13 protein-coding genes are annotated in these 12,755 nt (G+C 41.4%); 6 read left to right on the forward strand and 7 right to left on the reverse strand.

The genetic code is table 11. The annotated features are described in order from the left end of the window. Nucleotides 1–84: 84 nt before the first annotated feature. The 3 genes from WG989_RS15390 (at nt 85) to WG989_RS15400 (ending at nt 2,322) form a co-directional block, all read left to right on the forward strand. Nucleotides 85–873 carry a DUF2452 domain-containing protein gene (locus WG989_RS15390; RefSeq protein WP_340430718.1) on the forward strand — a complete coding sequence of 263 codons (789 nt, stop codon included), beginning with the start codon at nt 85–87 and terminating at the stop codon, nt 871–873. A 141-nt stretch (nt 874–1,014) separates the two neighbouring features. Further along, complete coding sequence (locus WG989_RS15395) at nt 1,015–1,422, forward strand: SET domain-containing protein (RefSeq protein WP_340430720.1); 408 nt, start codon at nt 1,015–1,017, stop codon at nt 1,420–1,422. Between the two features lie 177 nt (nt 1,423–1,599). Further along, nucleotides 1,600–2,322, forward strand: coding sequence for a pyridoxine 5'-phosphate synthase (locus WG989_RS15400; protein ID WP_340430722.1), 723 nt, complete (start codon nt 1,600–1,602; stop codon nt 2,320–2,322). A gap of 35 nt (nt 2,323–2,357) precedes the next feature. Here WG989_RS15400 and WG989_RS15405 read toward each other — a convergent pair whose 3' ends face one another. The 7 genes from WG989_RS15405 to WG989_RS15435 all read right to left on the reverse strand — a co-directional run bounded on the left by WG989_RS15405 (nt 2,358) and on the right by WG989_RS15435 (nt 7,408). Then, nucleotides 2,358–3,308 (reverse strand): pyridoxal-phosphate dependent enzyme, encoded by a 951-nt coding sequence (locus WG989_RS15405; protein WP_340430724.1) that lies wholly within the window; start codon nt 3,306–3,308, stop codon nt 2,358–2,360. Between the two features lie 86 nt (nt 3,309–3,394). Continuing rightward, nucleotides 3,395–3,772, reverse strand: coding sequence for a RidA family protein (locus tag WG989_RS15410; protein WP_340430726.1), 378 nt, complete (start codon nt 3,770–3,772; stop codon nt 3,395–3,397). A 53-nt stretch (nt 3,773–3,825) separates the two neighbouring features. Beyond that, entirely contained in the window at nt 3,826–4,932 is a 1,107-nt protein-coding gene (locus WG989_RS15415) for a lactonase family protein (protein WP_340430727.1), read from the reverse strand. Nucleotides 4,933–4,974: 42 nt separating this feature from the next. Then, nucleotides 4,975–5,748 (reverse strand): hypothetical protein, encoded by a 774-nt coding sequence (locus WG989_RS15420; RefSeq protein WP_340430728.1) that lies wholly within the window; start codon nt 5,746–5,748, stop codon nt 4,975–4,977. A 4-nt stretch (nt 5,749–5,752) separates the two neighbouring features. Beyond that, nucleotides 5,753–6,190 carry an ABA4-like family protein gene (locus tag WG989_RS15425; RefSeq protein WP_340430730.1) on the reverse strand — a complete coding sequence of 146 codons (438 nt, stop codon included), beginning with the start codon at nt 6,188–6,190 and terminating at the stop codon, nt 5,753–5,755. A 1-nt stretch (nt 6,191) separates the two neighbouring features. Continuing rightward, nucleotides 6,192–7,115, reverse strand: a complete 924-nt coding sequence (locus tag WG989_RS15430; RefSeq protein ID WP_340430732.1) for a phosphoribosylaminoimidazolesuccinocarboxamide synthase — start codon at nt 7,113–7,115, stop codon at nt 6,192–6,194. Next, a complete protein-coding gene (locus WG989_RS15435; protein ID WP_340430734.1) occupies nt 7,112–7,408 on the reverse strand; it encodes a hypothetical protein in 297 nt (98 codons plus the stop codon). The genes WG989_RS15430 and WG989_RS15435 overlap by 4 nt, the downstream gene beginning before the upstream one ends. A 129-nt stretch (nt 7,409–7,537) precedes the next feature. On the opposite strand from WG989_RS15435, the gene WG989_RS15440 reads away from it, so the two are divergent. The 3 genes from WG989_RS15440 (at nt 7,538) to WG989_RS15450 (ending at nt 12,749) form a co-directional block, all read left to right on the forward strand. Next, a complete protein-coding gene (locus WG989_RS15440) occupies nt 7,538–10,237 on the forward strand; it encodes a TonB-dependent receptor (protein ID WP_340430736.1) in 2,700 nt (899 codons plus the stop codon). A gap of 23 nt (nt 10,238–10,260) precedes the next feature. After that, the gene (locus tag WG989_RS15445) at nt 10,261–11,466 is read left to right on the forward strand and encodes a fasciclin domain-containing protein (protein ID WP_340430738.1); all 1,206 of its coding nucleotides are present in this window, start codon (nt 10,261–10,263) and stop codon (nt 11,464–11,466) included. Between the two features lie 110 nt (nt 11,467–11,576). Next, entirely contained in the window at nt 11,577–12,749 is a 1,173-nt protein-coding gene (locus WG989_RS15450; RefSeq protein WP_340430740.1) for a putative sugar nucleotidyl transferase, read from the forward strand. Nucleotides 12,750–12,755: the final 6 nt, after the last annotated feature.

Below are 12,755 nucleotides of genomic sequence, written 5' to 3' on the forward strand. Positions count from 1 at the left end.
CTGTAACCCATAACTTGTAACCTGTAACTTTTTCAAACAAAATCGTCCTGTAAGTGTTTAAACAACTTCACACATCTTTGCAGTATGGTTCAGGCGTATAATTTTTTAGCATCGTGGCAGTTGTTTCCGGAAAAGTGCAGTTACGAATTTGGGGAAACGCCCAAGAGCGGCAACTGTAAAATCGAATCGGTCAAAAACGGAACAGAATTGATGATGAGCACCAACTGGGTAACCCATCTCAATGAAGCGTTTTATACATCGTACAATTTTGTGCCGGATGCGGAACTGCATTCATTTGAAAAAACAGAAGTGGCGCAGCAGATCCGTTCCGAAATTCCGAACTCATCTACTTTGCTGGTGGAATTTATCACGAACGGACAATTAAAATTCAGCGCCACCCATGAAATAATGCCCAATGGTTTTTTGCGCATCACACAAAAAGGTTTTACGCCGGAATATAAACGTTACACCAATGTAGAAGTGTATCACAAACAAATGAGTGTGTTGCCGTATGCGTCGAGCGTAAGTGGTGTGGCCATTCGTCCAACGAAAGAAGGTGTGATCCGTCACCAGGCATTAACTGCGATGGAAGAGCAAACCAATATGCAACTCGACCAGATCAAACAACAAATTGAATTACTTGCACGGCAGGCGCAGGAAATTATAAAGCGGAAAGAATTATCATTGATGATCTATGATGCAAAGCTGAACTTTCGTCCTGTTATTGGACAGGTGTATCATCTGTACCAGAAAAATGATGACAGTTATTTGTTGTCGATGGTTAGTCCGAAGGAGTGGGGAGGTACAGGGCCGTTCAAACAATTTGTTGCATCAGCAAAGTTGCTGGCAGATCATACGTGGATGGAAGTTTAGTTGAAGTACGAGGTAGGAAGTTCGAGGTACGAAAACTCTGAAAGCGGTAAGATTGTATAGAGTTTGTTGCTGGTTGTTTGTTCCTTTCGTCCTACGCCTTCAACCCTATACCTTACTCCTCAAACCTTCTTAACTTGCGTTATGAATTTCCCAATTGAAGTAAAGAAAAGCAACGTTGCAGGCAAAGGAGCATTTGCACAAAAAGCGATTCCTGCAAAAAGGAAACTCGGCAACATGGCCGGTGAAATTATCAGCTACAAAGAAGCACAACGCAGAGTAAAGCAACAACATGCCGGAGAATTGCTGATGGTGGAGTTTGATAACGATCCGGTGGCATTGGATGCAAGCATTAATCGCAATGCATTATCCTACATCAATCATTCCTGCGATCCTAATACATACATGCGTCGTGCATACAGGCAAGTGGAATTCTATAGTAAACGTCCCATCAAAAAAGGAGAGGAGCTTACCTGCGATTATGGAGAAACACATCACGATGGAAAACTGCCGTGCAAATGCGGAGCTAAGAATTGCAGGGGATTTATTTAGAAGAAAGTTACAGGTTATGAGTTATAAGTGTTCATAACTTTTAGCATCTTGTTTTTGATTTACTTTCTGAAAATAAATACTGGTAAAAAAAATCAGACAGCATAAATATTTAGAGCACCCGCCCGTAACCCATAACCGGTAACATAAACTAATCATTCAACTTCATACCTTTACTGTATGACCAAACTCTCCGTTAACATCAACAAATTTGCTACGCTGCGTAACAGTCGTGGTGGTAACAGACCCAACGTATTGCAGGCTGCCATTGATGCACAAAAATTTGGTGCCGATGGTGTAACGGTGCATCCTCGCCCCGATGAACGACATATCCGTTACGATGATGTGCGGCAGATCAAACAGATCATTACTACTGAATTTAATATTGAAGGCAATTGCCGTGAGCAATCGTTTGTTGATCTTGTGCTGGAAGTTAAACCTGATCAGGTAACATTGGTACCCGATACATTGGGACAACTCACCAGCGATCATGGTTGGGATACAATTCAAAACAAAAAGTATTTGATCGATATGATCGCTGTGTTTAAAAATGCAGGCATCCGCACATCTATTTTTTGTGATCCGGAAATACGGATGATCGAAGGTGCCGTTGAAACAGGCACCGACCGGATCGAATTATACACGGAAGCGTATGCCAAACAATATACAGCAGAACCCAGAGACGCTGTGCATCAATACCTGGTAGCGGCTACACGTGCCCGTTCGATGGGGCTTGGTATCAATGCCGGTCATGATCTTGATCTGCAAAATCTCAATTATCTCATTACAACCATTCCATGGATCGATGAAGTAAGCATTGGTCATGCATTGATCTGCGATGCGCTGTACCTTGGATACGAAAATGCCGTGCAGTTATACAAACGGCAGTTGAATGTGGAGTAGAGATGATATGCAGTCACCCATCAGGTGAACAGCTATCATTTAAACCATTCTCCCAGCTTTTGCAAATCAACATTTCCTCCGGATAGAATAATTCCCACACGTTTGCCTGCAAACAATTCTTTGTTTTTGAGTAACGCAGCAAAAGGTACCGCACAACTTGGTTCGATAATAATTTTCATGCGTTCATAGATCAAACGTAGTGCGGCAATAATTTCATCATCACTTACGGTTAATATATCGGTTACATGTTCCCGGATAATCGGAAATGTTTTGTCGCCGAGCTTGGTCAGCAATCCATCCGCAATCGTATTGATATACGGTGCGGTTTCAATTTTTCCGCTGCGAAATGAAAGCACTGCATCAGCTGCACCTTCGGGTTCACCTGCAAACACTTTTGTTGTTGGCGAAAAATAATGTGCACTTAACGAAGTGCCGCTTAACAAGCCACCGCCACCAACCGGTGCCAGTAGACAATCAAGTGATGGAATTTCTTCCAGTAATTCTTTTGCACAGGTTGCTTGTCCTGTAATCACTTGTTCATCGTTGTAAGGATGTACAAAAGCTGCACCGGTGCGATCAACAATTTCCTGCAACGCTGTTTCTCTTGCCTGTTGATTGGGTTCGCAAAATGTAATTTCCGCACCATAACCTTTTACTGCATTTACTTTTACAGCAGGTGAGGTGTTGGGCATTACAATGTAAGCCTTGGTGCCTACCTGTCTTGCTGCAAAAGCAATGGCCTGTGCATGATTGCCGGATGAGTGTGTGGCAATTCCATTCGCAACTTGTTCTTTTGGCAACGACAGTACTGCATTCATACCGCCACGAATTTTAAAGGCACCGATCTTTTGAAAATTTTCGCATTTAAAAAATAATTCGGCACCTGCCAGTTGGTTGATGGTGGTGCACGTGAGTACGGGCGTTTGATGGATAAACGGCTTGATGCGTTCGTGTGCCTGCTCAATATCTGATTTTGAAATGCTCATAATGAAAGTTTTAACGGTCAGACCATGCACTTAACTGTCTAATGTAAACGCAACGCATGAATCGTTGCATGGGCCGACCTGGCATTTTACCCGGCAACTGCCGCTATACAATCAATTTCAATTCCGCAACCATAGTTGAGTTGGTTGCAGGGTACTACAATACGTGCCGGTCGATGCTCTCCCATAATTTCAGCAAACACCTGGTTGAATGTGGGCCAGTTACTGATATCGGCAATAAATACATTCACTTTTAAAATGTGTTGCAGGTCGCTGCCGCTTGCTTTCAAAATTATTTCAATATTTTTCATGCATTGGCGTACTTCATCTTCAATACTACTGATCTGCGGTTCACCTTTTTCATTGATTGGTAATTGCCCGCTTACATACACCGTACCGTTATGTACAACTGCAGGAGAGTAATAGCCTTTTGGAACCGGCATTGATTCCGGAAAGATCTTTTTCATGTATGAATGTTTAATTGATGTTGGTTTTTTTAAGCGATCATACAGCCCGGTTGTTATTTTGTAACGATCCATTTGATACAAACCGGCTTTGATACTTTGATTCGTTTTTTTGTATCCTCTAATTGTCCTGTTTGTTTATCTACTTTAAAAATAACCACTTCATCACTATCCCTGTTTGCCACTAATAAAAAATTACCTGTTGGGTCAAATGAAAAGTTGCGGGGATGAATACCAAGTGTTGGCTGAAAGCCGACCGGTTGTATCATACCAGTTTCCTGATCGATGCTGAAAATGGAAATGGAATTTGCATCGCCGCGGTTGCTGCCGTAGAGAAAGCGGCCATCGGGAGATACATGAATATCTGCCGAGCCGTAAGCGCCCTGGTAACTCATAGGGTGTGAGGATGTATTTTGTAACACTGACATTGCTCCATCTTTATAATTAAATACACTGATGGTGCCCGTTAGTTCTTCAATGAGGTAGACAATATTAAGCTTTGGATGAAATGTGAGATGGCGTGGGCCTGCTCCCGCATTCACATCAACGAACGGTTGATCGGCTGGTTGCAATGCACCACTGTTAGGAGCTACTTTGTAGATCATCACTTTGTCCGTACCAAGATCAGGTACGAGCAAAAATTTATAATCCGGTGAAAAAACAGTTGCATGTACATGTGCTTTTTCCTGTCGGCTCCGGTTCACACTGTTCCCTTTTAACTGGATGATTTGTTTTGGTTGATTCACTTGTCCATCCTGCCGAACTTCCATCACCGATAGATTTCCTGTATTGTAATTTCCTGCAACAAGAATGTTTCCCTTTTTATTAATGCTGATGTAACAGGGGTCTGATCCTGCACTGGTAACCTTGTTTAAAAATTTCAGAGAACCGTCCTGTTTGTTGAATTGAAATGCACTCACCATTCCGTCTTTATCAGAATTAACGGCATATACATATTTGCTGTCGGGTGATACAGCCAGATAGGATGGGTTGGATGTTTTTACCGAACTGTTGGCTGTTACTTCTCCGGTCCTGGCATCAAAACGATAGGTATAAATGCCTTCGCTGCCGGCATTGGTATAGGTTCCTATCAATAAATGATATTGTTGAGCATTTGATACAACAGCAAGCAACAAACAAAAAGGCAGCATCAGTTTATACATCGTTCTGTTTTTTCAGATAAAGCGAAACATTTATTTTACGAACTAATCAAGAGGAATTAAAGGTACGGCTTTCAATGCCTGCCACAAAAGAGCAGCTACAACAGCTGCATATAACAGACTGATCAAAATAATCAGCCATTTTCTACGAACAATATAAAAACCAAGCAACGGTAGCAACTGCAATGCATGCATGCCAAAAAAGTGCGCCACCCGTAGATCGCCCGATTCTCTGCTCCAGTTCAATATCGGAAGTCCTTGAGTTGTTTTCATTACACTTCCAACTGTATGGCTAAGCCGTGCAGCCATTAATCCTCCTGCAAATGCAAACACAACAAACAGCAAAAGTCCGAAACGGATACCCCATAAATAGCTGGCTGGTAATTGCGGAAATGGTCTTCGCCAAAATAGAAATGCGATATAACCTGTCCATGCTGTGATGATGGTGATCACGATGCCCATTAACGAAAACATTATTCCATGAAATGCAGATGAGATATTGAAATGCGAAAGCTCACCTTTTGCCGCTTGCCATGCAATGTAGATCAACTCAAACAGAAGTGTGATGATGAGTGCCCAACTATAAATAGTTGTTTTACGTTGCTCATTCAAATAAAAGAGATACCAACCCATTGACCAACTGAAAAAAACAGTGGATAGAAAAAACTTCATCGGTTTTATCCATGCATTGATGCCAAGCACCATTGTGCTGCTGGTGAATAGAAGCACAAGGCAACCTAATGCGGCATACAAACAAATCCAACCAAAATAAAACAACGTATTGTTTCGTGATTTTAATTCGGTTAAGAATGTGTTCATGTGCTTAATAATTATCAGCGAAGTATTGACGTGTGTGGACAAGGCGAACGATCAGGTAAATGCATAATCCAACAGGCCCTACCATAAACGTAAAAAACAAACAGGGGAGGAGCACCCAATGTTTGATGCCATGTAGTTGTGCATTTTTTTTGATCCAGATACCCACCATCAGATCGAATGCAAGAAAATGGATCCAGGCAGTGGTTACAGCAACTTTACTGGTAAGCAATTGCATAAACCCCTCCAATGTGCTGAAGTTTTGCATATCACTCAACTTAAAATTCTGTGCCAGCAACCAGAAATATAAAATTGAAAACAGAGTAATAACTACACCGATCAGTAATTTATCGACTGCTTTCCAGAACGGACTTGCAATAAATAAGATCAACCATGCGATGAGGGCAATGGTGCTGCATAATTGAAAAATGGAATCGGGACTCATATTATAAGTTTTGAAGTGCTGCTACGATCCGTTGTTCCGTTTCCTTATCACTTAACTCTTCCGGGACAAATGCTTCGCCGATCACTTTTTCATACAGTTCAATATAACGTTTGCTGATGGTGCTGATCCATTCAACGCTCATTTCAGGAACCGTTTGTCCTTCCTTGCCCATGAAATTATTTTCGATGAGCCATTCACGTACAAACTCTTTACTTAATTGTTTCTGGCGTTCCCCGGTTTGCTGACGTTCTTCAAAACCATCGGCATAAAAATAACGGGATGAATCGGGTGTGTGTATTTCATCCATCAGGTGAATGGTTTCACCTATTTTTCCAAATTCATATTTTGTATCAACGAGGATCAATCCTTGTTTTGCTGCAATTTCTTTTCCTCTTGCAAACAGTTGCAATGCATAACTGCTTAATTGATTCCATTCTGCTTCTGAACAAATGCCTTGTGCAATAATTTCTGCAGGCGAAATGTCTTCATCATGCCCAGCATCTGCTTTTGTTGATGGAGTAATGATGGGAGAGGGGAAGTAATCATTTTCTTTTAAACCTTCCGCCATTGCTGCACCACAAAGTTCTCTTTTGCCGGATGAATATGTTCTCCATGCGTGGCCAACAAGGTTGCCTCTTACAACCATCTCGATTTTAAAAGGTATACAACGCTTACCAATACTTACGTTCGGAGCGGGAACACTTACCAGCCAGTTTGGACAAATATCTGTTGTGGCATTGAGCATGTATGCAGCAATTTGGTTTAATACCTGTCCTTTATAAGGGATCGGCTTTGGAAGAATTACATCAAAAGCCGAAATGCGGTTACTGGCAATCATCACCAGCCAATCGCTGCCGATGCTGTAAACGTCTCTTACTTTGCCTTTATAATAATTGGTTTGATTGGGAAATTGAAACAAATTCATGCGCCCGAAGGTAATTTACCTGATCCAACCTGCGAGCTTTCTGTTGTTTTTTTTCTTGAATTATTCGCCGTTTTCGCAAATCTGCTATCCTTGTTTTTGCAAAGTTTAATTAAAGCAGGTAAGGTGGACGAAAAACTTTGCAGATAGCAATAGTAATTTACGGAGTTTACACCCTGCTTAGGGTATTGTTGCTGATAACAACCACTGTGATGGAAAGAACAATTAGGTATAACAGGTTCTTGAAAATAGTTTTGACCTGTTTCTATCTGATAAAGAGCAATCAGTTTAACCATGCAAGTACTGTTTTAGGGCTTATTCAACTAAATTTAAAATAGACAATGCTAAAAGGTTGGAAAGAAAATTTCTGAATAATACTAACAATCAGTATTTTGCTAATTACTTAACCAAAAAACGTATTGACTATGCCAAAAAAACTGCCAGTTTTCGTACTGCTGTTAATGTCCTGCCTTTTCTCCATTACTTCTTATGCACAGTCTGTAACCATAAAAGGAAATGTAAAAAGTGCCGGCTCCGGTGATGCCGCTCCTGCTGTTTCGGTAACAGTGAAAGGTTCTTCCGCCGGTGTTTTTACAAACGAACGGGGAGAGTTTAGTATTACAGTTCCTTCTCTTCCTGTAACCTTAATTATTTCTTCTGTTGGTTTTGAAACAAAAGAGGTAACGGTTGCTTCAGCAGCGCAACCAGTTGAGGTGTCGCTAAATATTGCTTCTTCATTGGGGCAGGAAATTGTAGTATCAGCAACGAGGGTTGCTACTAAAATTCTGGAATCGCCTGTTTCTATTGAGCGGGTTAGTGCGGTTACTATTCAAAATACCCCGGCAGCTTCATACTACGACATCATCACCAATTTCAAAGGTGTTGACATGCTATCATCTTCACTAACGTTTAAAACACCCACTACCAGAGGTTTCCTGGGTAGCGGTAATGTTCGTTTCAATCAATTGGTTGATGGAATGGACAATCAGGCCCCCGGTCTTAACTTTTCTGTAGGTGGTGTAATTGGTTTGTCTGAATTAGATGTAGATAATATTGAATTGCTGCCAGGTGCATCTTCTGCTTTGTATGGTCCCGGTGGTATGAATGGTACATTGCTCATCAACAGCAAAAACCCATTCAAATACCAAGGGTTATCTTTTCAAGTGAAGCAGGGTATTATGCATACTGATGGTCAATTCAGAGATCCATCCGGTTATACAAACTGGACGGTTCGTTATGCAAAAAAAGTGACAGAGCGTTTTGCATTTAAAATAACATCGGAATTGATCCAGGCGAAAGACTGGGTGGCTGCCGATTACCGGAATTACAGCCGTGCAACAGGTCAACCTGCTGCTGGCGATCGTATCACAAATCCGGGTTACAACGGGATCAATGTTTATGGCGATGAAATTGCCAGAGACATCCGTCCTATCATCAACAACTTTGCTGCCATTCCCGGTTATGCTTCAATTATTGCAACCTTGCCTTCAACAATGCCGGTTTCAAGAACTGGTTACACTGAAAAAGAATTGATCGACCCCAATACCGTGAATTTTAAATTTGGTGGTTCGTTGAATTATAAGCTCAATTCAAAAACTGAAGCAAGTTTAACCGGTTATATTGGTACAGGTAATACTGTTTACACTGGTAGCGACCGTTACAGCTTACAGGATTTGAAAATGGCACAGTTCAAACTTGAAGTAAACAGTGAAAAATGGTTGATAAGGGCATATACAACACAGGAAAACTCCGGTAACTCTTACAACCTTACAGCTACTACTTCTTATTTTAATGAGTTGTGGAAGCCAACGCAGGTTTGGTTACCTGAATATATTGCCGGTTATATGAATGGTCGTGTTTCGCAAGGACTTAACGATCAGCAGGCACACATTTATGCAAGAGCATTTGCTGATCAGGGCCGCCCTGTATCGGGAACTCCCCAGTTCAATAAACTGTTCAACTTTATTAAAGGCGTTCCTATTGGAAAGCCTGCGCCCGGTGCTCCATTGGGTGGTGGCAGATTTCTTGATAAAACTGATCTTTACGCTGTTGAGGGTCAATACAACTTATCACACTTAACAAAAGGATTTGCTGACATTTTAGTTGGTGGAAACTTCAGACGTTTTGTGTTAAACTCACAAGGAACATTATTTGCAGACAGTACCGGCCCGATTGGAATCAATGAGGGTGGTGCTTATGTACAAATTGCGAAAGAATTGTTCAATGAAAAAATTCGCTTAACTGTAAGTGGACGTTATGACAAAAATCAAAACTTTGCCGGTCGCTTTACGCCAAGAGCAACAGCTTTGATCCGTCTTGCACCGAATAATAATCTCCGTGTTTCGTATCAAACAGCCTATCGTTTCCCCAGCACTCAAATGCAGTGGATCAACCTGTTTGTTGGAAACGATTATTTACTCATTGGTGGTGTAAAAGATTTCAGATCTTATTATAGTTTGAACTCAAGTCCTGTTTATGCAATACAAAACGATGTGGTGACCAACCAGGTGGTAACAGTTAATGATTTGAAACCGGAATCTGTAAGTTCAATTGAATTAGGTTATAAAGGACTGATAGCAAATAAACTGTTGATCGATGTATATGGTTACTATGGCATGTATAAAGATTTTCTTACACGCCGGTTAGTGTTTCAAACTGCAACAAACCGCAAATTCTCTATCCCATACAATACGGAGAATGAAGTGAAGAGTTTTGGTTATGGTATCAGTCTTGATTACCGTTTACCTGCAAACTTCCTTGTTGGTGTAAACTTTGCCAGTGATGAATTAACGGATGTTCCTGCAGGTTTCCAGGCTGGTTTTAATACTCCTAAATACAAAACAAATCTGAAGCTCTCCAACACCGGATTTGGGAAAGGTAAAAATTTCGCATTCAGCGTTGTTTACAAATGGATGAGCGAATACAAATTTGAAAGTGATTTTATTAATGGTACTGTTCCTGCTATCCATACACTTGATGCACAGGTGAGCTACCGTATTCCTTCCAGCAAGTATATTTTCAAACTGGGCGGCAGCAATATTGGCAATCAATATTATGTACAGGCACCGGGTAACCCTGCAATCGGTGGTTTATATTATGTAAGTATCGGGTACAACATTTTTTAATTTAATCCTTTAAAGAAAAAACTATGTCGAATATAATTTTAAACGCAGGTCGCTTATCCATCGTTACAATTGCCGTAATGCTGGTGGGAGCTTGTAATAAACTAAATGAGCCCGTTCCTTACACGCCTTACAGCGAAGGTGATGTGGCGAACACATTGGCGAAGAAAATTGCAGCCAACAGCAGCTATTCCATTTTTAATACTGCTCTTGTTAGAGCAGGATTGAATACAACACTGGATGTAGCGAATGCGAATTTTACAGTATTTGCACCCGATAATACAGCGATGACTGCATCGGGATTAAGTCTTACTGTGGTAAATGCACTTCCGGTAGCAACGCTTACATCGTTGTTGAATTATCATATTATACCGGGCGAACGCATTGCGGCTGCACAGATACCGGAAACATTTCCAAATGTTGAGAAGAAGTCGAAACTTGATATTGCAACAACTGCATTTATTCCTTCGATCCCAACAACAGCTCTTCCAATAAAGATGTCGATTTTCCCTTCCAGAAGAGGGGCTGCTGCATGGGCAAACAATGTACCGGTAACTGGTGCTGATGTTATAACAGGATCAAATGGTATTGTTCATCGTGTTGCTACAGCAATTGCTCCTCCAACAAGGGTATTGCTCGATACAATTGCACGTGATCCTGAGTTCTCTTACCTGGTAGCTGCTATTGTACGTGCTGATTCAGGATTGGTAACAACAGCGTCGCCAAGCCTTCAATATGCATTGGCACAACCTTTTGCAAACCTTACAGTATTTGCTCCCACCAATGCGGCTTTTCAGGCTACATTAACCGGAGCAATTACACAAGCGTTGGTATTGCAGGGCGTACCTCTTGCTACAGCACAAACTACTGCGGCAACACTTGCTGCAAGCCCTGCTGTTTTTTCAACTCCGGCACTTTATCCAGTACTTACAGCTGCTGTAGTAAGAGGTATTGTAGCGTATCATGTCATGGGTACACGAGCATTTTCTGTAAATTTTGGTGCAACGGCAGCTAATTACCCAACATTAGTAAATGGAAGTATCCCTTCTCACCCTGGCCTGGCAATATCGTCTACATTGGTTACAGGACTTGGTGTTGGCCTTTCTGTTAAGGGTGTAGGTAATGCTACTGCTGCTACGGCTGCAGGTGCTTCACCCACCAATCCATTAGTTGACCGAATGGCAGTGAACGGTAATTTCTTTAAAATAAATCAGGTACTGTTACCGCAGTAATTGATTTGTCGGATATTTTTTAACTGCCCCTCCTGTAGGGGCAGTTTTCGTTTGCGCAATCATTCCAATGCTTTCCTGTATTTTTACAATGAGCCAAACGAATTATACGGATGCAGATTATTTTGTTTGATACAGCCGCCAGAAAACAGTTTTATCCTTTTTCGCTTACACGGCCGTTGGCTTCTTTCCGTTGCGGCATTTTTACAACTAAAGAACGATGGGAGTTTGTGTTGAAACAGGAGTTGTTTACACTCACTGAAGATTACCTGTCTGCCAAATATCCATTTACTCCAAACGAAGAAGCTGATTACTTGTATATCAATGCAGCTGCTGTTTGTTCGCACGAATTGTTGCAGGAGATACATGCGTTGCCTGCTGAATCGGTTTTACTGCAAAAGGAAACACCCATCGCCATTCATACAAAAAACAAACTTCGGTTTCCGGTTGCTATTGAAGAATATCGCCATTGCCATGCAATAGAAGTGAGATCGGCGGTTGATTTCTTGCAATACCCGTTCGATCTGGTAACGTACAATGATCGGTTGCTTCGTCTGGACTTTTCATTGATCGCCCATCAGAAAATATCGGCCCCGCTTTCTTCCAGCAATAATGTAATAGCTCCTGAAAATATTTTTATCGAAGAGGGGGCCGTTGTTGAACTCTGCACTTTTAATGCATCGACCGGGCCGATTTATATTGGGAGAAATTGTTTGATCATGGAGGGCAGCACTATCCGTGGGCCCTTTGCAGCATTGGATGCTTCTGTTGTAAAGATGGGCAGTAAAATTTATGGTGCCACAACTGTTGGGAGGCAATGTACCGTTGGTGGTGAAATAAAAAACACTGTGTTCTTTGATTATTCCAACAAAGCACATGATGGTTATTTGGGTGATGCAGTGATCGGTTCCTGGTGCAATATTGGTGCCGGTGCTTCCTGTTCCAATATAAAAAATACAGCAGGTGAAGTGAAATTATGGAACCCGATGATTCATCAATGGATCAGTGCAGGTAATAAATGTGGTGTGATGTTGGGCGACTATTCAAAAGTATCCATCAATGCATCACTTACAACAGGAATGGTAAGTGGCATTTGCAGTAATATTCTTACAACAGGGTTATCGCCTAAATACATTAAAGATTTTACCTGGAATATCCATACAGGTGAAACTTATATTTTCGAAAAAGCCATTCATGATATTGAAAACTGGATGCAGTTAAAGAATCATTCATTAACTAACAACGATAAGCAGATACTGGAATATATTTACGGCCAGCAATCTTAAACGAAC

It is taken from the genome of Lacibacter sp. H407 (genome assembly GCF_037892605.1).
Classification (GTDB): Bacteria; Bacteroidota; Bacteroidia; order Chitinophagales; family Chitinophagaceae; genus Lacibacter.

Bases quoted from the DNA above. Each gene is read 5' to 3' on its own strand.
- WG989_RS15420 (WP_340430728.1), bottom strand. From the start codon at position 5,748: ATGAACACATTCTTAACCGAATTAAAATCACGAAACAATACGTTGTTT.
- WG989_RS15445 (WP_340430738.1), top strand. From the start codon at position 10,261: ATGTCGAATATAATTTTAAACGCAGGTCGCTTATCCATCGTTACAATT.
- WG989_RS15430 (WP_340430732.1), bottom strand. From the start codon at position 7,115: ATGAATTTGTTTCAATTTCCCAATCAAACCAATTATTATAAAGGCAAA.
- WG989_RS15405 (WP_340430724.1), bottom strand. From the start codon at position 3,308: ATGAGCATTTCAAAATCAGATATTGAGCAGGCACACGAACGCATCAAG.
- WG989_RS15390 (WP_340430718.1), top strand. From the start codon at position 85: ATGGTTCAGGCGTATAATTTTTTAGCATCGTGGCAGTTGTTTCCGGAA.
- WG989_RS15440 (WP_340430736.1), top strand. From the start codon at position 7,538: ATGCCAAAAAAACTGCCAGTTTTCGTACTGCTGTTAATGTCCTGCCTT.
- WG989_RS15410 (WP_340430726.1), bottom strand. From the start codon at position 3,772: ATGAAAAAGATCTTTCCGGAATCAATGCCGGTTCCAAAAGGCTATTAC.
- WG989_RS15450 (WP_340430740.1), top strand. From the start codon at position 11,577: ATGCAGATTATTTTGTTTGATACAGCCGCCAGAAAACAGTTTTATCCT.
- WG989_RS15425 (WP_340430730.1), bottom strand. From the start codon at position 6,190: ATGAGTCCCGATTCCATTTTTCAATTATGCAGCACCATTGCCCTCATC.
- WG989_RS15435 (WP_340430734.1), bottom strand. From the start codon at position 7,408: ATGGTTAAACTGATTGCTCTTTATCAGATAGAAACAGGTCAAAACTAT.
- WG989_RS15400 (WP_340430722.1), top strand. From the start codon at position 1,600: ATGACCAAACTCTCCGTTAACATCAACAAATTTGCTACGCTGCGTAAC.
- WG989_RS15415 (WP_340430727.1), bottom strand. From the start codon at position 4,932: ATGTATAAACTGATGCTGCCTTTTTGTTTGTTGCTTGCTGTTGTATCA.
- WG989_RS15395 (WP_340430720.1), top strand. From the start codon at position 1,015: ATGAATTTCCCAATTGAAGTAAAGAAAAGCAACGTTGCAGGCAAAGGA.